The organism is Stenotrophomonas sp. NLF4-10 (assembly GCF_022359915.1).
Taxonomy (GTDB): domain Bacteria; phylum Pseudomonadota; class Gammaproteobacteria; order Xanthomonadales; family Xanthomonadaceae; genus Stenotrophomonas; species Stenotrophomonas daejeonensis.
Window position 1 is genome coordinate 2435803 of sequence record NZ_JAKSEE010000003.1, and the last position, 18344, is coordinate 2454146.

18 protein-coding genes are annotated in these 18344 nt (G+C 66.2%); 6 read left to right on the forward strand and 12 right to left on the reverse strand.

Going from position 1 to position 18344, the window contains the following annotated elements:
* Positions 1 to 40: 40 nt before the first annotated feature.
* The 4 genes from MIC98_RS11470 to ndk are packed head-to-tail and all read right to left on the reverse strand — an operon-like array spanning position 41 to position 3349.
* Complete coding sequence (locus MIC98_RS11470) at positions 41 to 874, reverse strand: RodZ domain-containing protein (RefSeq protein WP_239737264.1); 834 nt, start codon at positions 872 to 874, stop codon at positions 41 to 43.
* A gap of 24 nt (positions 875 to 898) precedes the next feature.
* Positions 899 to 1681: a type IV pilus biogenesis/stability protein PilW gene (gene pilW / locus MIC98_RS11475; protein WP_239738154.1), complete on the reverse strand. Its 783-nt coding sequence runs from the start codon at positions 1679 to 1681 to the stop codon at positions 899 to 901.
* 7 nt (positions 1682 to 1688) lie between these two features.
* Positions 1689 to 2903: a 23S rRNA (adenine(2503)-C(2))-methyltransferase RlmN gene (gene rlmN / locus MIC98_RS11480; protein WP_239737265.1), complete on the reverse strand. Its 1215-nt coding sequence runs from the start codon at positions 2901 to 2903 to the stop codon at positions 1689 to 1691.
* Between the two features lie 20 nt (positions 2904 to 2923).
* Positions 2924 to 3349, reverse strand: coding sequence for a nucleoside-diphosphate kinase (gene ndk / locus MIC98_RS11485; RefSeq protein WP_239737266.1), 426 nt, complete (start codon positions 3347 to 3349; stop codon positions 2924 to 2926).
* A gap of 217 nt (positions 3350 to 3566) precedes the next feature.
* Here ndk and MIC98_RS11490 point away from each other — a divergent pair, with 217 nt between their 5' ends.
* From MIC98_RS11490 to MIC98_RS11500, 3 genes are all read left to right on the forward strand, one after another.
* Positions 3567 to 4214, forward strand: a complete 648-nt coding sequence (locus MIC98_RS11490) for a TetR family transcriptional regulator (protein WP_239737267.1) — start codon at positions 3567 to 3569, stop codon at positions 4212 to 4214.
* Between the two features lie 30 nt (positions 4215 to 4244).
* Positions 4245 to 6617 carry a 3-hydroxyacyl-CoA dehydrogenase/enoyl-CoA hydratase family protein gene (locus MIC98_RS11495; RefSeq protein WP_239737268.1) on the forward strand — a complete coding sequence of 791 codons (2373 nt, stop codon included), beginning with the start codon at positions 4245 to 4247 and terminating at the stop codon, positions 6615 to 6617.
* Positions 6618 to 6697: 80 nt separating this feature from the next.
* Positions 6698 to 7906 (forward strand): acetyl-CoA C-acyltransferase, encoded by a 1209-nt coding sequence (locus MIC98_RS11500; RefSeq protein ID WP_239737269.1) that lies wholly within the window; start codon positions 6698 to 6700, stop codon positions 7904 to 7906.
* A gap of 94 nt (positions 7907 to 8000) precedes the next feature.
* On the opposite strand, the gene galU is transcribed toward MIC98_RS11500, so the two are convergent.
* The 8 genes from galU to cmk all read right to left on the reverse strand — a co-directional run bounded on the left by galU (position 8001) and on the right by cmk (position 16293).
* On the reverse strand, positions 8001 to 8879 hold the full coding sequence (gene galU, locus MIC98_RS11505) for a UTP--glucose-1-phosphate uridylyltransferase GalU (protein ID WP_239737270.1): 879 nt from the start codon (positions 8877 to 8879) through the stop codon (positions 8001 to 8003).
* Positions 8879 to 10789: a nucleoside-diphosphate sugar epimerase/dehydratase gene (locus MIC98_RS11510; RefSeq protein ID WP_239737271.1), complete on the reverse strand. Its 1911-nt coding sequence runs from the start codon at positions 10787 to 10789 to the stop codon at positions 8879 to 8881. The genes galU and MIC98_RS11510 overlap by 1 nt, the downstream gene beginning before the upstream one ends.
* Positions 10790 to 10805: 16 nt before the next feature.
* On the reverse strand, positions 10806 to 11762 hold the full coding sequence (locus tag MIC98_RS11515) for a glycosyltransferase family 4 protein (RefSeq protein WP_239737272.1): 957 nt from the start codon (positions 11760 to 11762) through the stop codon (positions 10806 to 10808).
* A 21-nt stretch (positions 11763 to 11783) separates the two neighbouring features.
* On the reverse strand, positions 11784 to 12962 hold the full coding sequence (gene lapB, locus MIC98_RS11520; protein ID WP_239737273.1) for a lipopolysaccharide assembly protein LapB: 1179 nt from the start codon (positions 12960 to 12962) through the stop codon (positions 11784 to 11786).
* A gap of 6 nt (positions 12963 to 12968) precedes the next feature.
* The gene (locus MIC98_RS11525; RefSeq protein ID WP_057640546.1) at positions 12969 to 13253 is read right to left on the reverse strand and encodes a lipopolysaccharide assembly protein LapA domain-containing protein; all 285 of its coding nucleotides are present in this window, start codon (positions 13251 to 13253) and stop codon (positions 12969 to 12971) included.
* 79 nt (positions 13254 to 13332) lie between these two features.
* Positions 13333 to 13638: an integration host factor subunit beta gene (locus MIC98_RS11530; RefSeq protein ID WP_057640545.1), complete on the reverse strand. Its 306-nt coding sequence runs from the start codon at positions 13636 to 13638 to the stop codon at positions 13333 to 13335.
* Positions 13639 to 13728: 90 nt separating this feature from the next.
* A complete protein-coding gene (gene rpsA, locus MIC98_RS11535; protein WP_057640544.1) occupies positions 13729 to 15420 on the reverse strand; it encodes a 30S ribosomal protein S1 in 1692 nt (563 codons plus the stop codon).
* 195 nt (positions 15421 to 15615) lie between these two features.
* Complete coding sequence (gene cmk / locus MIC98_RS11540) at positions 15616 to 16293, reverse strand: (d)CMP kinase (protein ID WP_239737274.1); 678 nt, start codon at positions 16291 to 16293, stop codon at positions 15616 to 15618.
* A 209-nt stretch (positions 16294 to 16502) separates the two neighbouring features.
* Here cmk and ykgO point away from each other — a divergent pair, with 209 nt between their 5' ends.
* From ykgO to MIC98_RS11555, 3 genes are all read left to right on the forward strand, one after another.
* Entirely contained in the window at positions 16503 to 16628 is a 126-nt protein-coding gene (ykgO, locus tag MIC98_RS11545; RefSeq protein ID WP_017355593.1) for a type B 50S ribosomal protein L36, read from the forward strand.
* Positions 16629 to 16889: 261 nt separating this feature from the next.
* The gene (locus MIC98_RS11550) at positions 16890 to 17159 is read left to right on the forward strand and encodes a hypothetical protein (protein WP_239738156.1); all 270 of its coding nucleotides are present in this window, start codon (positions 16890 to 16892) and stop codon (positions 17157 to 17159) included.
* Between the two features lie 78 nt (positions 17160 to 17237).
* The gene (locus MIC98_RS11555) at positions 17238 to 18272 is read left to right on the forward strand and encodes an agmatine deiminase family protein (protein ID WP_239737275.1); all 1035 of its coding nucleotides are present in this window, start codon (positions 17238 to 17240) and stop codon (positions 18270 to 18272) included.
* Positions 18273 to 18344: the final 72 nt, after the last annotated feature.

An 18344-nucleotide genomic window follows, 5' to 3' on the forward strand; every position in this document is an offset into this window, starting at 1 on the left:
CCGCCTGCTGGGAGCCTTGTGTGGTGGGCTGCGCCTTGCCTCAATGCGAAACCGGCGCCACGGAACCGTCAGAGGATACCGTAAAGCGGGCCACATTATTACCGCGCGTATACGTCGTCAGGTCGACGCTGCCGCCATTTCGGCGCAGCTCCACTTCCGAAGCGTTGCCCACCACCATGCGGCCAACCTGACCGGCAGCATAACTGCGCTTCTCGCCGGCACGGACCAGGGCCTTCTCGATGACGGCGCCGTCCGGCGCGGACACTTCCACCCAGCTTTCGCCCCTGAAATCCAAGGTCATGGCGCTGGCCGCCGGCGCCGCCTCGGCCGACGGCCGGGCAACCGGCGCGATGGAGGCGATGTATGGCGTGCGTTCCGCCGCGGGGCGCGGGCGTGCTGCCGGTTCATCGGGTGCCACGGCCGGTTGCGTGGCGGCCAGCGATGCGGGGTCCGGAACCACGTCCAGCGATGCGGTATTCGGCGCGGAATCGCCGAACTTGCCCTGGAAGGCATACCATGCAGGGACCGCCAGCACCGCGGTGATCACCACGTAGACCGCGCGGCGGCCGAGGTTCTCGGCCATCCGCCGCAGCCGCGGGGTATGGGTGTGACTGACCAGCTTGGGCGGTTCGACCGGCGCGATGCGCGCCTGCTCCAGCAGGCCATCAAGCTCCACGCCCAGCAATTTCGCGTAACTGCGCAATTGCCCGCGCACGAATACCGGGGCACCGAGCCGCTCCCACTGCTCGGCCTCCAGCGTCGCGACCACCTGCACCGGCATGTGCAGGCGCCCTGCCACGTCCGCCACCGTCAAACCTGCTGCTTCACGCGCCTGGCGAAGCTGCTCCCCGCAGCCCACCGCCAAAACCTTCATACCCGGATCATTGCTCACAATGCATCAGCCCTGGGGATTCGGGGTCGCGCTTTCGGGAAACTCCTCGCGCAACCGCTGTTGATATCGGCTTGCGGCGCTCCCATCGCCCAGCCGTTCCTCAATCTCGATCGCAAGTTGTAACACGGAAGCCGTGGCCGGTGCAGCCGCAAGCCGCCGCTGGCAGAAGGCGCGCGCCTCGAAATAGCGGCCATGCAGGAATTCGTTGCGCGCCATCGAGGCCAGCGCATAGGCATTGCCGGGGGCCAGGGCCAAGGCCTGGCGCAGGTCCGACTCTGCGCGCTCGCGCTGCCCGGCATCGAGCGCGCAGCCGCCGGCATTGGCCAGCGCATCGGCGCGGTCGGCATAGCCGGAGTCGGCCAGCGCGCGGTCGAACCAGATCAGCGCCTCGGCCGGATGGCCGTTGCCGCACAGCCATGCGCCGTAATTGTTCAGCACATCGCCCTGCCCGGGGGCCAATTCGGCGGCCTTGCGATACAGCGCGCCGGCTTCCTCGGCCTTGCCCAGCCGCGCCTGGATCACCGCTTGCAAGGTGTAGGCATCGGGCCGGTCGGGCTCGCGCCGCTGCGCCGAGCGCGCGTACTTGAGCGCGGCATCCAGATCGTCACGGCCAAAGCGGTCGCCGGCCAACCGCAGGATTTCCTGATATTGCTCACGCTTGCGGACCTGCCGGTCATCGCGCACTTCATGGTGCAGCATGGCCTGGTCGTCCCACGAAATCCGGCTCGCCTTGACGCCATCGCCGTGGCCGCAGCCGGAGACCAGCAGCGTCAGGGCCAACAGCGCCAGCAGCCGCTCAGCCAAGCGCGTTCCTCTGCGCCTGCAGCGCGTCCTGCTCCTGCAGCAGGCGGTTGAACTCGGCCTGGCGGCGGGTGCGGTCCATCACCTGGCCCTTGAGCTGGCCGCAGGCCGCGTCGATGTCGTCGCCGCGGGTACGCCGCACCATCGTCAGCACCTGCGAATCGAGCAGGATCTTCTGGAAGGCGCGGATCTGTTCCTCGTCCGAGCGCTCGTAGCGGGTGCCGGGGAACGGGTTGAACGGGATCAGGTTGACCTTGCCCGAGTCGCGCGCCTGCACCGCGTTGTCGAACTGGCGCATCAGCCGTGCCAGCTGGCGGGCGTGCTCGGGCTGGTCGTTGATGCCCTTCATCAGGGTGTATTCGAAGGTCACCGAATCGCGCTTCCTGTTGCCGCGCAGGTAGCGCGCGCAGGAGGCCATCAGTTCGGCGATCGGGTACTTCTTGTTCAGCGGCACGAGGGTTTCGCGCAGCTCGTCGGTCGGCGCGTGCAGCGACACGGCCAGCGACACGTCGCTCTCGACCGAGAGCCGGTCGATCATCGGCACCAGGCCGGAGGTGGACAGGGTGACGCGCTTGTTCGCCAGCCCGTAGCCGAGGTCGTCGCGCATGATGCTCATCGCACGCACGACGTTGTCGAAATTCATCAGCGGCTCGCCCATGCCCATCATCACCACGTTGGTGAGGCGGCGCTGCTGGTGCGGCACGTTGCCCAAGTGGCGCGCCGTCACCCACACCTGGCCGATGATCTCGGCGGTGGTGAGGTTGCGGTTGAAGCCCTGGGTGGCGGTGGAACAGAAGGTGCAGTTCAGGCCGCAGCCGACCTGCGAGGACACGCACAGCGTGCCGCGGCCCTTGTCGGGGATGTAGACGGTTTCGACCGCGTTCTTGCCGTCCACGCCCATCGCCAGCAGCCACTTGTGGGTGCCATCGGCGGAGGGTTTGTCGAACACGACGCCGGGGACGACGACCTCGGCATGCTGCTGCAGCTTGGCGCGCAGCGACTTGCCGAGGTCGGTCATCTGGTCGAAATCGGTGACGTAGCGGTGGTGGATCCACTTCATCACCTGGTGGGCGCGGAACTTCTGCTCGCCGAGGGTTTCGACGAAGAACTTTTCCAGGCCCGCGCGATCGAGGTCGAGCAGGTTCTGCCTGCCAGCCGTCGGCGCTGCCTTGGGCAGCGGGGCGATAGGTGGCTGGACGACCTCGTTCACGGCTTCAACCTTCACTCAGTTCAGCGCGAGACCACTTCGGTGGCGGCGAAGAAGTAGGCCACCTCGATGGCGGCGTTCTCGACCGAATCCGAACCGTGGGCGGCGTTGGCGTCGATCGACTCGGCGAAGTCGGCGCGGATGGTGCCCGGCGCGGCTTCCTTCGGGTTGGTCGCGCCCAGCAGCTCGCGGTGGGCCAGCACGGCGTTCTCGCCTTCCAGCGCCTGGATCATCACCGGGCCGGAGATCATGAACTCGACCAGCGCGTTGAAGAACGGACGCTCGCGGTGCACGGCGTAGAAGCCTTCGGCCTCGCGGCGCGAGAGCTGCTTGTACTTGGCGGCCACGACCTTCAAGCCGGCCTTCTCGAAGCGGGCGTAGATCTCGCCGATCACGTTCTTGGCGACGGCATCGGGCTTGATGATCGAAAGGGTGCGCTCCAGCGCCATGAGGATTCTCCGGGTGTTGGGCCAGTGTGGCCCGTTGGAAAGGAAACAGGAAAAACCCGCGTGAGGACGCGGGCTTGGCATGAATTGCGGTAGCTGATTCTAACCGCTCGCCCCGGGTTTTTGCACGCTGGTGGATGAATCATGCTGCACAGCAACATGACCGGCAGACCAAACCGGGCGTAGCATCCAAACAATCGTTTGATTGATCGGGCCGGACATGGGCAAACCCGCCAGCTTCTCCACCAAGGACCGCATCCTCGGCGCGGCCGAGGAACTGTTCGCGCAATATGGCTTTGCCGGCACCTCACTGCGGCAGGTGACCAGCCACGCCGACGTCAACATCGCCGCGGTCAATTACCACTTCGGCAGCAAGGAAAACCTCGTCAACGAGGTATTCCGCCGGCGCATGGACGAAATGACCGCCGCCCGCCTGAGCCAACTGGAACAGGCCCGCAGCGCCCACCCCGGCGACCTGCGCGCGGTGCTGGCCGCCTTCGTCGAGCCGGCGCTGGCGATGGCACAGGACCGCCAGAGCGGCGGCGCCTTCGTGCGGGTGATCGCCCGTGCCTACGCCGAGAAGAACGACAACCTGCGCAAGTTCCTGTCCGACCACTATGGCCACGTGCTGCGCGAGTTCGGCAAGGCCATCGGCGCCTGCGTGCCCGGCCTGAGCAAGGAAGAGCTGTATTGGCGGCTGGATTTCCTCGCCGGCGCGCTGACCTACGCGATGGCCGATTTCGGGCTGATAAAGCGCCCGCACGGCATCAGCGAGGCCGCCCACCGCAGCAAGGCCGCGCAGGAACTGATCCATTTCGCCGAGGCCGGCTTCCGCGCCAGCGCGCTGGACACCCCGCCCTCCCCCTGATTCCACCCGGTACCAACAAAGGCCAACACCATGACCAATTCACTGCCAATCCGCCGCGCCGCCGTGCTGGGTGCCGGCGTCATGGGCGCGCAGATCGCCGCCCACCTGACCAATGCCGGCGTCGATACCGTGCTGTTCGACCTGCCCGCCAAGGACGGCCCCGCCGACGGCATCGTGCTCAAGGCGATCGCCAACCTCGGCAAGCTCAGTCCTGCCCCGCTCGCCTCCAAGGCGCTGGCCGAGGCCATCACCCCGGCCAATTACGAGACCGGGCTGGAGCAGTTGAAGGACTGCGACCTGATCATCGAGGCCATCGCCGAGCGCATGGACTGGAAGCAGGACCTGTACAAGAAGATCGCCCCGTTCGTGAACGAACACGCGGTGCTGGCCTCCAACACCTCGGGCCTGGGCATCAACAAGCTGGCCGACGTGCTGCCCGAGCAACTGCGTCACCGCTTCTGCGGCGTGCACTTCTTCAACCCGCCGCGCTACATGCACCTGGCCGAGCTGATTCCGGCCACCACCACCGACAAGGCGGTGCTGGAAGGGCTGGAAACTTTCCTGACCACCTATCTCGGCAAGGGCGTGGTGTATGCCAAGGACACCCCGAACTTCATCGGCAACCGCATTGGCGTGTTCTCGATCCTCTCGACCATCCATCACACCGCGCAGTTCGGCCTGGGCTTCGATGAAGTCGATGGCCTGACCGGCCCGCTGGTCGGCCGCCCGAAGTCGGCTACCTACCGCACCTCCGACGTGGTCGGCCTGGACACGATGGCGCACGTCATCAAGACGATGGCCGACACTCTGCCCGACGACCCGTGGCACGCCTATTTCAAGTCGCCGAAGTGGCTGGAAGCGCTGATCGCCAAGGGCGCACTGGGCCAGAAGACCGGCGCGGGCATCTTCCGCAAGGTCGGCAAGGACATCGTGGTGCTGGATGTCGAGAAGCAGGACTATCGCCCGGCCGACCGCGCCGCCGCGCCGGAAGTGGTCGAAATCCTGAAAATCAAGAACCCCGCCGAAAAGTTCGCCAAGCTGCGCGAAAGCCAGCACCCGCAGGCGCAGTTCCTGTGGGCGACGTTCCGCGACCTGTTCCACTACAGCGCCTACCATCTGGCCGACATCGCCGAGACCGCGCGCGACGTGGATCTGGCAATCCGCTGGGGTTACGGCTGGAGCCTTGGCCCGTTTGAAACCTGGCAGGCTGCCGGTTGGAAGCAGGTGGCGCAGTGGATTGCCGACGACATCGTCGCCGGCAAGAGCATGAGCAGCGCGCCGCTGCCGGATTGGGTGTTCGATGGCCGCGACGGCGTACACGCCGCCGAAGGCAGCTACAGCCCGTCGCGCAACGCCAAGCTGCCGCGCTCGGCGCTGCCGGTCTATCAGCGCCAGCGCTTCCCCGACCCGCTGTTGGGCGAACAGTTCCCGCAGGGCGAAACCGTCTATGAAAACGACGGCATCCGCCTGTGGACGGACGGTGACGGCATCGGCGTCATCAGCTTCAAGACCAAGATGAACACCGTCTCCGACCAGGTGTTGGACGGCATCCAGCACGCCATCGGCTTGGCCGAAAAGCAGTTCAAGGGCGTGGTGATCTGGCAGCACAAGGAACCGTTCTCCGCCGGTGCCGACCTGTCCGGCGCGCTGGGCGCGTTGCAGGCCGGCAAGATTGCCGAGTTCGAGGCGATGGTCGCCAACTTCCAGCGCACCAGCCAGCGCATCAAGTACGCGCTGGTGCCGGTGGTCACGGCGGTGCGCGGGCTGGCGCTGGGCGGCGGCTGCGAGTTCCAGATGCACGCGGCCAAGTCGGTGGCGGCGCTGGAAAGCTACATCGGCCTGGTCGAAGCCGGCGTCGGCCTGCTGCCGGCGGGCGGCGGTTTGAAGGAACTGGCGGTGCGCGCTTCGCAGGCGGCCGGTGCCGACGGCGACGTGTTCGCCGAACTGAAGAAGACCTTCGAGACCGTGGCGATGGCCAAGGTGTCCAACTCGGCGGTCAACGCCAAGGAACTGGGCCTGATGCGCGGCACCGACAAGGTCGTGTTCAACAGCTATGAGCTGCTGCACATCGCCAAGGCCGAGGTCACCGCGCTGGCCGAAGGCGGCTACCGTCCGCCGATGCCGGCACGCCGCATCCGCGTGGCCGGCGACGTCGGCATCGCCACCTTCAAGATGATGCTGGTCAACATGCTGGAAGGCCGTTTCATCAGCGACTACGACTACGAGATCGCCGAGCGCATTGCCACCGTGCTGTGCGGCGGCAAGGTCGATCGCAACGCGGTGGTCGATGAAGAGTGGCTGCTGACGCTGGAACGCAAGCACTTCGTCGAACTGGCGCAACAGGAAAAGACCCAGGCCCGCATCGCGCACATGCTCAAGACCGGCAAGCCGCTGCGGAACTGAGTGGGCGTCGGCGCGGCGGCCAACCCGGTTCGCCGCGCTTCCCCGCTCCCGCCTATTCCCCTTTCCAAGAGATCACCGCAATGACCAAGCAAATCCAGGACGCCTACATCGTCGCCGCTACCCGCACCCCGGTCGGCAAGGCGCCCAAGGGCATGTTCCGCAACACCCGCCCCGACGACATGCTCGCCCACGTGCTGAAGAACGTGGTCGCGCAGGCGCCGGGCATCGACGTCAACCGCATCGACGACGCCATCATCGGCTGCGCGATGCCCGAGGCCGAGCAGGGCATGAACGTGGCGCGCATCGGCGTGCTGCTGGCCGGCCTGCCCAACACCATCGCCGCGCAGACGGTGAACCGCTTCTGTTCCTCCGGCCTGCAGGCGGTGGCGATGGCGGCCGACCAGATCCGTCTCGGCAACGCCGACCTGATGCTGGCCGGCGGCACCGAGTCGATGTCGATGGTGCCGATGATGGGCAACAAGATCGCGATGGCGCCGAGCGTGTTCGACAACGACCACGTTGCCATCGCCTACGGCATGGGCATCACCGCCGAGAAGGTCGCCGAGGAATGGAAGGTCTCGCGCGAGGAGCAGGATGCCTTCGCGTTGGCCTCGCACCAGAAAGCCATCGCCGCGATCGCCGCCGGTGAGTTCAAGGACGAGATCAGCCCCTACGAGATCGTTTCGCACCTGCCTGACCTGGCCGACGGCCAGCGCATCATCACCCGCAACAAGATCGCCGATACCGACGAAGGCCCACGCCCGGATTCCTCCGCCGAGGGCCTGGCCAAGCTGCGTCCGGTGTTCCGCAACGGCCAGTTCGGCGGCAGCGTCACCGCCGGCAATTCCTCGCAGATGAGCGACGGCGCCGGCGCGGTACTGCTGGCTTCCGAGCAGGCGGTCAAGGACTACGGCCTGACCCCGCTGGCCCGCTTCGTCAGCTTCTCGGTCGCCGGCGTGCGCCCGGAAGTGATGGGCATCGGCCCGATCGCCGCGATCCCGAAGGCGCTCAAGCAGGCCGGCCTGACCCAGGACCAGCTGGACTGGATCGAACTCAACGAAGCCTTCGCCGCGCAGTCGCTGGCAGTGATCCGTGATTGCGGGCTGGACGCGTCCAAGGTCAACCCGCTGGGCGGTGCGATCGCGCTGGGCCACCCGCTCGGCGCGACCGGTGCGATCCGCACCGCCACGCTGGTGCATGGCCTGCGCCGTCGCCAGCAGAAGTACGGCATGGTGACGATGTGCATCGGCACCGGCATGGGTGCGGCGGGCGTGTTCGAAGCGCTCTGATCCCGCGCGCCATGTTGCAAGCGAAAAGGGCAGCCGCGAGGCTGCCCTTTTCTGGTCCGGCGCTCCGGAACGGGCGCCTGCACTGCATGCTGTCCTACTCGGCCAGCATCTTTCGCATCACCTCGCGCGCCGGTGCAGCCAATTTCTCGTTTTCCAGTGCAAAACGGATGGTGGCTTCGACCAGACCCAGATGGGTACCGCAGTCGAAACGGGTCCCCTCGAAGCGATAGGCGTCCACCGGCTCGCTTTCGAGCAAGCGGGCGATGGCATCGGTCAGCTGGATTTCACCGCCCGCGCCGGTACCGGTCGCCTCCAGCAGCTCGAAAATCTTCGGACTCAGCACGTAACGGCCGACCACGGCCAGGTCACTGGGCGCGTCCTCCGGCTTCGGCTTCTCAACGATCTGGGTGATATGGCCCTTGCGCCCATCGAACTTGTCGGTGGCGACGATGCCGTAGCTGCCGGTCTTTTCATGCGGCACATCCTCCACCGCGATGACGCTGGCGCCGCTGGCTTCGTTGAGGTCGGCCATCTGCTTGAGCGCACCCGCGCCGCGGTTCCAGATCAGGTCATCCGGCAGCAGCACCGCGAAGGGTTCATCGCCCACGATGGGCTTGGCGCACAGTACCGCGTGCCCAAGGCCCAAGGCCTCGGTCTGGGTCACGAACACTGCGCGCACGCCCTTGGGCAGCACGTGACGGATCTGCTCCAGTTGCTCCACCTTGCCCGCACGCTCGAGCTTCTGCTCCAGCTCGTAGGCCTTGTCGAAATAATCGGCCACCGCATGCTTGTAGCGGTTGGTGATGAATACCAGGGTGTCGCAACCGGCCTCGATGGCTTCGTCGACCGCGTACTGGATCAGCGGCCGGTCGATGATCGGCAGCATTTCCTTGGGTACCGTCTTGGTCGCCGGCAGGAAACGGGTACCCAGGCCAGCCACCGGGAATACCGCCTTGCGGATACGTCGTGACATCAGTTTCTACCTGCTTCCTTGGAAGGGAACGGGACGATGTTGGCTCCTGCCAGAGGCGTGCCCACCGCTTCCTGCAGCGGAGAATATTCGGGGACGGTCACCGACAGGATCTCCAGCATAGCGGCCATGTCGTAGGTCGCCACCGCCTCCCGCAACCGCGTGATGTTGCCGAGCACCTGCTCGGCCGAGAACTCGCGGATTCCCGCCTCCAGCACCTTGGGGTGCGAGGTCGGCCGGCTGTTCTCATCCGAATAGAAGAGGCTCTCGTGCAGCTTCTCGCCCGGCCGCAGACCGGTATAGACGATGGCGATGTCGGTATCCGGCTGCTTGCCGGCCAGCCGGATCATCTGCCGGGCCAGATCCCGGATGAGGATCGGCTCGCCCATGTCGAGCATGTAGATCGCGCCGCGCGAAGAGGAAGCCGCCGCCTGCAGGATCAGCAGGCAGGCCTCGGGGATCGTCATGAAATAGCGGCTGACCTCCGGATCGGTCACGGTCACCGGCCCGCCCCTGCGGATCTGCTCGCGGAACAGCGGCACGACGCTGCCGACCGAGCCCAGCACATTGCCGAAACGGACGGTCACGTACCGGGTCCCCTTCTTCTGGTTGAGGCTCTGGCAGATCAGCTCCGCATAGCGCTTGCTCGCCCCCAGCGCGCTGGCCGGGTCCACCGCCTTGTCGGTGGAGATGAACACGAAGTTGTCCACCTCATGCTCCAGGCAGGCACGGGCCATGCAATCGGTCGCCAGGGTGTTGTTGCGCACCGCCTCGCGCAGGTTCCCCTCCAGCAGCGGCACCTGCTTGTAGGCAGCGGCATGGAATACCGTATCCGGCCGGTGCTCCGACAACGCATGCCGTACCAGCGTCGGATCGCCACAATCGCCCAGCACGCATTCGACCTGCAGGTGCGGGAAATTGCGGCACAGCTCGCCGCGGATGTTGAGCATGAGGAATTCGCTGATCTCCAGCAGCACGATGCGGGCCACGCCATGGCGCGCGCACTGACGGCAGAGTTCGGAACCTATGGAGCCGCCGGCTCCGGTCACCAGCACCGTACGACCGCGCAACCAGCCGCGGACCAGTTCCCAATCCGGCTGTATCGGCTGGCGACCGAGCAGATCCTCGATCGCCACTTCCTTCAGTTGCCCCGGAAGCGAACTGCCTTCCATCAGGTCGTTCAGCCTCGGCACCGTCCGGAACGGCAAACCGGTGCTTTCGCATAGGGCAATCACGCGCTGCATGCCGGTCGCATCCAGCGTCGGGATGGCGATCACCAGCAGCTTCGCGGCGGTTTCCCGCGCCACGCTGGCCACGTCGTCGAGCGTCCCCAGAATCGGGATGCCCTGCAGCTTGGCACCCTGCAGGTGCGGGGAGTCATCGAGCAGGCCCACCGCCTCGTAATCGCCGGAGCGCCGCAGGTCCTTGACCAGCGATTCGGCCGCATGACCCGCTCCAAGCACCAGCACGCGCCTGGCGCTCGCGTCGGACTGGACCGCCAGGTAATCCTTCCAACTGCGGTACAGCAGGCGCGGCCCACCCAGCAGGATCGCCAGTGCAAAGGGATAGGCGATCAACACTGACACTGGAACGCCATCGAGGCGCTTGTAGCTAAGCACCAGCACGATGGCGATCACGCCGATAAAGCTGGCCTTGAAGATGCTGACCAGGTCGGCAACGCTGGCGAAGCGCCAAAGCCCCCGGTAAAGGCCCACGTAACGGAAAGCCAGAGCCTGGGCGAGGAGCACCACGGCCACATTGAAATCGAAAAGAGGATTGGATGGTACGTCGTCCAGCAATGCATACCGGGCGGCATGCAGCAGGCGCCAGCATGCCCAGACCATGAAGAGGTCATGCAGCATCACCGCGATGCGTGGAATATTTCCTGCCTGCCGTTGGCGCCAGAATGACATCTCTGAATTCCCTGTTTTATCGAACGATCCTGTTCCGCAGCGTGTACCAGATGCAGAACCCGATGGCGGCCCATGCCAAGGCCACCATGCTCCCCCACACCGGAGGCAGCTCTCCCGAAGCGGCGCAAAGTGTAAGTCCAGCAACACTGAACAGTGCGTAATCAAGCGTCACGGCGGCGTGACTGCGACCACGCTTTACATATGCTTGATACAGATGTTGCGTATGGGCCTCCATCCAGCGCTCCCCCCTGCGCATGCGCGCGAGCAGGGTGAACCCGGAATCGACCAGGAACGCGGTCAGCGGCACCAGCCAGATCGGCCAGGCAATGTCGGTGACGGTGATGCCCAGGGCGACAAGGCCGGCCAGCAGATAGCCCAGCGCGCCGCTGCCGACGTCGCCCATGAAAATCCGGGCCTTGGGGAAGTTGAAAGGCAGGAACCCCAGGCAACCCGCCGCCAGCAACAAGGCGATGCCGGCATGCGGCATGGGCAGCAACAGTGCGAAGGCGATGGCGGCAAGGATCGCCTGCGTCGTCGCCAACCCGTTGATGCCATCCATGAAGTTCCATACGTTGATCAGCCCGATCGCCAGCAGCGTGCTGAAAACCGCCTTGAACGCATCCCCGCTCGCCTGCCAGACCAGCAGGCCCAGCAGTGCGCCCGCCACTACATGCACGCACAACCGGAGCCTGGCGGACAGCGGCCGGTGATCGTCCCACCAGCCGATGCCGGCAACCAGCAGCAGCCCCGTCGAGAACAGCGCCAGAGCCACCGCAAGCTCATCGCGGACGACGCCGATGACCGCATAGGCCACCATCTGCGAAATCACGATCGCGATGCCGCCGCCACGCGGCGTGGCGACCTGGTGGCTGCGGCGCTCACCGGGCTGGTCGAACAGGTTCCGGCGCAGCGCATACCCGCGTGCCGCCCAAGTCAGCAGCGCGGCAAGCAGGAATACCGCCGCCAACCCCATCGCCCATGCCGGCCACACGGATCAGAGCACCGCGTAGTTCAACAGCGGCTTGACCGTGCCCCACTCCTTGCAGCTCGGGCATTGCCAATGGTGGGTACGCGCGCCGAACCCGCAGCGGGTGCAGCGATACGCCGGGTTGCGCACCAGCAACTGGTCGGTGATGTGCTTCAGGTCCTGCAACGTCGCCACCGGATCGGCGCCTTCGGCCAGGGTCAGGTCGATCAACGCCGATTCACCACGCACGGAGGGCCGGTCCTTCAGCTGCCGGCCCAAGTAGGCACGGGCCGGTCCGGTCCCCTCCTGCTCCTCCATCAACCGTGCAAGCCCCAGTACCGGGGCGATGCCGCGATAGTGTTCGGTCATCTCCGCAAGGAAGGCTCGCGCACCGGTCAGGTCGCCGACGTTGCGGTAGTTCTTCAGCAACTGCGGCAGGATTTCCGGCAGGTAATCCGGGTCATTGCGCGCGGCGCGCTCGAAGGCACGCACCGCGGCCTCGTCGTTGCCGAAATCGCTTTCCAGCCGACCTTCGATGATGCCCGCGCGCACGCTCATCGCATCGGCGACGTTGGCACGCTCGATGGCCGCGCGCGCATCGTCCAGGCGTCCGGCGGCGCGATAGCGCTCGGCCAGTTCGCATTCGAACTGGCCGACCAGTTTGCCCATCGGCTCGTCGGTGACCTGCTCGTAGCGGGTGGCGTTCTCGATTGCCTTTTCCCAGTCGCGCTCGGCCTGGTAGATGCCGATCAGGTGCTTGAGCGCCTGCGGCGCGCGTTCGTCGATGCGCGCAAGGTCTGTGAAGACCGTCTCGGCGCGGTCGAGCAGGCCCGACTTCATGTAATCCTCGCCCAGCGCCAGCAGCGCCTGCACGCGCTGCGCATCGGACAGGTCGTTGCGGTTCGCCAGCCCCTGGTGCAGGCGGATGGCCCGGTCCACCTCGCCACGGCGGCGGAACAGGTGGCCGAGCGCGAGCTGGGTCTCGAATGTTTCCTTGTCCAGTTCGGCAATGTGCAGGAACAGCTCGATGGCCTTGTCCGGCTGCTCGTTGAGCAGGTAGTTCAGGCCACGGAAGTAGGTGCTCGACAGGCGGCTGACCTGGCTTTCGCTGTGCCGCTGCCCGCCGCGCCGGCCGATCACCCAGCCGCACAGCGCCGCGATCGGCAGGAACAGGAAGAACCAGAACCATTCACTGATGAAGGCCATCGTCGGTCAGCGTCCGTCGAAAGGAGAGGGAGCCTGCGCCGGCTGCGCGGGCACGGCGGCCGCCTTGTTGGCGCGCCGCAATCTGGCATAGAGCGGGACCACCAGCCCGGCCACCACCATGCCACCGCCCAGCAAGGCGCCGAGCAGCAACGAGGCGATGATCGCGATGCCCGACGTGGTCTTCAGCGACCAGAACGCCAGGCTGATTTCGACAGGTTGCGAGTTCAGCGAACCTATCACCAGGCCGCCGACCAGGACGGCCAGCAGCAGCAACAATCGGACAGCCTTCATGCGGCGGCCTGCTCCCTGTTCACCAAGCCACTAGCTTAGCGGCCCCGGCGCCAATCCGCAGCAGCGGATTGCGATCGGATCAGGCGGACTCGCCTTCCTGCGGCACGACGTCGTTGACGCGCTCGCGCAGTTCCTTGCCCGGCTTGAAATGCGGCACGTGCTTGCCCGGCAATGCCACCGAATCGCCCGTCTTCGGGTTGCGGCCCAGCCGCGGCGGCCGGTAATGCAGGGAGAAACTGCCGAAACCACGGATCTCGATGCGGTCACCGGCAGCCAGCGCCCCGCCCATCATTTCCAGCAACGACTTCACGGCCAGGTCGACGTCGTCGGCCTTCAGGTGCCCCTGGCGGTGCGCAAGGATTTCGATCAACTCGGATTTGGTCATCGCGAACCCGTCACGGAAATTTCATGCCCTGAAACGGCCCGGACTGGTGTCCGGGCCGTCCAGTTCACAACTGCGGCAAAACCTGGCCGATTACTCGGACTTGTTGCCGTTCAACTGCGCACGCAGCAGCGCGCCGAGGCTGGTGGTGCCCGTGGCGGCTTCGGTCGAGGTCTTGTTGAACTCGGCCAGCGCCTCGGCGGTTTCGGCTTCGTCCTTGGCCTTGATCGACAGCTGCAGGGTGCGGCCCTTGCGGTCCATGCCCACGAACTTGGCTTCGATCTTGTCGCCGACCTTCAGGTGCTGCGAGGCATCGTCCACGCGGTCGTAGCTGATGTCGCGGGCCGACACGTAGCCTTCGATGCCGTCGGCCAGTTCGACCACGGCGCCCTTGGCGTCGACTTCCTTGACCGTGCCCTCGACCTTGGAGCCCTTCGGATTGGCGGCCATGTACTGGCCGAACGGATCCTGCTCCAGCTGCTTGACGCCCAGTGAGATGCGCTCGCGCTCCGGATCGACCGCCAGCACCACGGCATCCAGCGTGTCGCCCTTCTTGAAGTTGCGCACGATGTCTTCGCCGGTGGTGTTCCAGCTGATGTCGGACAGGTGCACCAGGCCGTCGATGCCGCCGTCCAGGCCGATGAAGATGCCGAAGTCGGTGATCGACTTGATCTGGCCCGAAACCTTGTCGCCCTTCTTGTGGATGGCGGCGAAGGTTTCCCACGGGTTGGCAGCGACCTGCTTCATGCCCAGCGAGATGCGGCGGCGCTCTTCGTCGACGTCCAGCACCATCACTTCGACTTCGTCACCGACCTGCACGACCTTGGACGGGTTGACGTTCTTGTTGGTCCAGTCCATCTCGGACACGTGCACCAGGCCTTCCACGCCCGGCTCGATCTCGACGAACGCGCCGTAATCGGTGACGTTGGAGACCTTGCCGAACACACGGCTGTTGGCCGGGTAGCGGCGGGCGATGTTGTCCCACGGATCCTCGCCCAGCTGCTTCAGGCCCAGCGAAACGCGGTTGCGCTCGCGGTCGAACTTCAGCACGCGCACGTCCAACTCGTCGCCGACGTTCACGACTTCGGACGGATGGCGCACGCGCTTCCAGGCCATGTCGGTGATGTGCAGCAGGCCGTCGATGCCGCCCAGGTCCACGAACGCGCCGTAGTCGGTCAGGTTCTTGACCACGCCCTTCAGGATCGCGCCTTCCTGCAGCTTGTCCATCAGCTGCTCGCGCTCTTCCGAGTGCTCGCTCTCGACGACGGCGCGGCGGGAAACGACCACGTTGTTGCGCTTGCGGTCGAGCTTGATGAGCTTGAACTCCAGCTCCTTGCCTTCCAGGTAGGCCGGGTCGCGCACCGGGCGCACATCGACCAGCGAACCGGGCAGGAAGGCGCGGACATCCTTGATGTCCACGGTGAAACCACCCTTGACCTTGCCGCTGATGCGGCCGGTGATGGTCTCGTTCTTTTCCAACGCTTCTTCCAGCTCGTCCCACACCATCGCGCGCTTGGCCTTCTCGCGCGACAGGACGGTTTCGCCGAAGCCGTTCTCGATGGAGTCCAAGGCAACCTTCACCTGGTCGCCCACGCCCACGTCGATCTCGCCAGCGTCGTTACGGAACTGTTCGATCGGCACGATGCCTTCGGACTTCAGGCCGGCGTTGATCACCACCACGTCGCCGCGGACGTCGACGACGGTGCCGACGACGATGGCGCCCGGCTTCAGCTTGGCCAGGTTGGCTTGGCTGGCTTCAAACAGTTCTGCAAATGATTCGGTCATTGGATTTACTCGGTTGAACACATTGGACGGCGGGGCGCTGCGAAGAACCCGGGCCGTCCAGCCTGTTGTGCGACCCCGTGCGGGCGGCCGCGTGTGAATGGAAATACCCGCCACGCACCATTGCGCAGCGGGGCTGTTGCAACATCATTGGCACGACTGCGGCCGGTGGGCTGGCCGCGCTCAACACTGCCCGGGTCAAGCTTCCGTGGCGGAAACCAGGCCCAACACCCTGGCAACGACGTCGTCGATGCCGATACCGCTGGTGTCGATGAGGACGGCGTCATCGGCCGGCCTCAGGGGCGCCACTGCGCGCTGTGCATCACGGGCGTCGCGGGCCATGATCTCGCGCAGGAGGTCGTCAAAGTTAACCGAAACTCCTTTTTCCTTCAACTGCTTATGGCGCCTGTGCGCACGCTCCTCGGCGCTGGCGGTCAGGAAAACCTTGAATGGGGCATCCGGGAAGATCACCGTGCCCATGTCGCGGCCGTCGGCGACCAGCCCCGGCGGCACCCTGAATGCGCGTTGGCGCTCCTTCAGCGCCGCCCGCACCTCGGGAATGGCGGCAATCGCCGAGGCCAGCGCGCCGGTGGTTTCCAGCCGCAGTTCGTCGGTGGCGTCGGTGTCGTTGACCAGCACCCGCAGGCTCTCGCCCTGCTCGGCGAAGCGGATCCGGGTGTCGAAGGTGCAGCGCACCAGCGCCGAGGCATCCGAAGTGTCGATGTCGGCCCAGCTGGCCGCCACGCCCACCGCCCGGTACAGCGCCCCCGAATCCAGGTAGTGCCAGCCGAGCCGGCGCGCGACGATACGGCTGACGGTACCCTTGCCGGCGCCGGACGGGCCGTCGATGGTGAGAACGGAGGGGAGTTGGCTCATCTGCGGCCTGCCGTGGATTCGGGAATCGGGCATTCTAGCGCCCCGCCCGGCCGCCCCGCCGCCCGGATCCCATGCAAGCACTTGAACCAGCGTGGAAATACCCGGTAGAATGGCGGGCTTGAACGAGCGTCAACCTGCCGAGCGCCAATCTGGCATGCCCGCGGCAACGCTCTCCAGAAGAACTCCCAAGATATCTGCCGAGGTATGCCATGAAAGTCCTGTCCTCCCTGAAGTCGGCCAAGTCCCGCCACCGCGACTGCAAGGTCGTGCGCCGTCGCGGCAAGATCTTCGTGATCTGCAAGTCGAACCCGCGCTTCAAGGCTCGCCAGCGCTGAGCCGGCGGCGCAAGCCGCACCCGGAGCCCACGCGGCTCCGCCCCCGCAGAAAGCCGCCTCCGGGCGGCTTTCTGCGTCTGCCGTTCGTGACGGCCATCGCTTGTGGGCCATCGCGCGTGGCGCCCTGGGCGGCCCCGGCCGTTTTTTTGCCGGAATTTTTGGTGTAATCGGCAGCTTGTGTCCTTACGGGGAGTAGTGACCATGAAACAGACGATCCATGCCTTGACCCTGATTGCCGCCTTCGTTGCCGCTCCGGCGGCGATGGCCGACACCCTGCTGGTCGACCGCGCGCAGGAAAAGCCGGCCGAAGCCCTGCCCGCGCGCGGCCAGTCCATGCAACAGGTCGAGGCCCGCTTCGGCGCGCCGCAGGAGCGGCTGCAGCCGCGCGGCGGCCAGAAGCAGCAGTGGCCGACCATCAACCGCTGGGTCTACCCGGCCTTCACCGTCTATTTCGAGAAGCAGCGCGTGATCGACGTGGTCGCCAACCAGGCCGGGCCGCAGGAAGTGGGCCCCAAGCCCCCGATCCGCTGACGCGACGCCCCGCATCCCGGCGGGAACCCAGATGACGCCCGGCCACACGACCCGGGCACGACCGAGTATTGACCTGCAATGACCGATGCACTCCGTTTCCCCGCCGAATGGGAGCCCCAGTCCGGCGTCCTGATCGCCTGGCCGCACGCCGCCACCGACTGGGCCGAGCGCCTGGCCGAGGTCGAGGAAACCTACATCGCGCTGGTGGCCGCCATCACCCGCTTCCAGCCGGTGCTGATCTGCGTGGCCGACGACGACATCGAGACCTACGCGGAGATGCGCCTGCGCTCCAACCGCATCGACATGGAGCGCGTGCGCTTCGTCGGCGCGCAGTACGACGACACCTGGCTGCGCGACTCCGGCCCGATCACCCTCAAGCGCGGCGACGGCGGTTTCCAACTACTGGATTTCCGCTTCACCGGCTGGGGCGGCAAGTTCGAAGCCAGCCGTGACGACCAGTTGGTCGGCGTGCTGCATGAAGCCGGCACCTTCAACAACACCGAAGTGCGCAGCATCCCGTTCGCGCTGGAAGGCGGCGCGATCGATACCGACGGCGCCGGCACCCTGCTGACCACATGGCAGTGCCTGCACGAACGCCATCCCGACCGCGACCGCGCATCGCTCGGCGCCGACATGGCGCAGTGGCTGCGGCAGGAGCGCGTGCTATGGCTGGACCACGGTTATCTGGAAGGCGACGATACCGACGCCCACGTGGATACCCTGGCCCGCTTCGCCTCGCCGGACAGCATCGTCTACCAGGATTGCGACGACCCGCAGGATTCGCACTACGCCGAACTGCAGGCGATGGGCGCCGAACTGGCGGCGCTGCGTACCGCCGGCGGCGAGCCCTATCGCCTGTTCCCGCTGCCGTGGGCGCAACCGGTGCTCGACGGGGGCCGGCGCCTGGCCGCCTCCTATGCCAACTTCCTGATCGTCAACGGCGCGGTGCTGATGCCGGCCTACGGCGACCCGGCCGACGATGCCGCGCGCGACGTGCTGGCCCGCGCGTTCCCGGGCCGCGAAGTCGTGCAGGTGCCGTGCCGCCCGCTGATCTGGCAGAACGGCTCGCTCCACTGCATCACCATGCAATTGCCTCATGGGCTTCTTGGCTGATGCCAAGAGGCCCCGGCTTCCCACCTCCAATCCCCATCCACGCCTTCGGCGCGAATCGCCCCTCACTAAGGG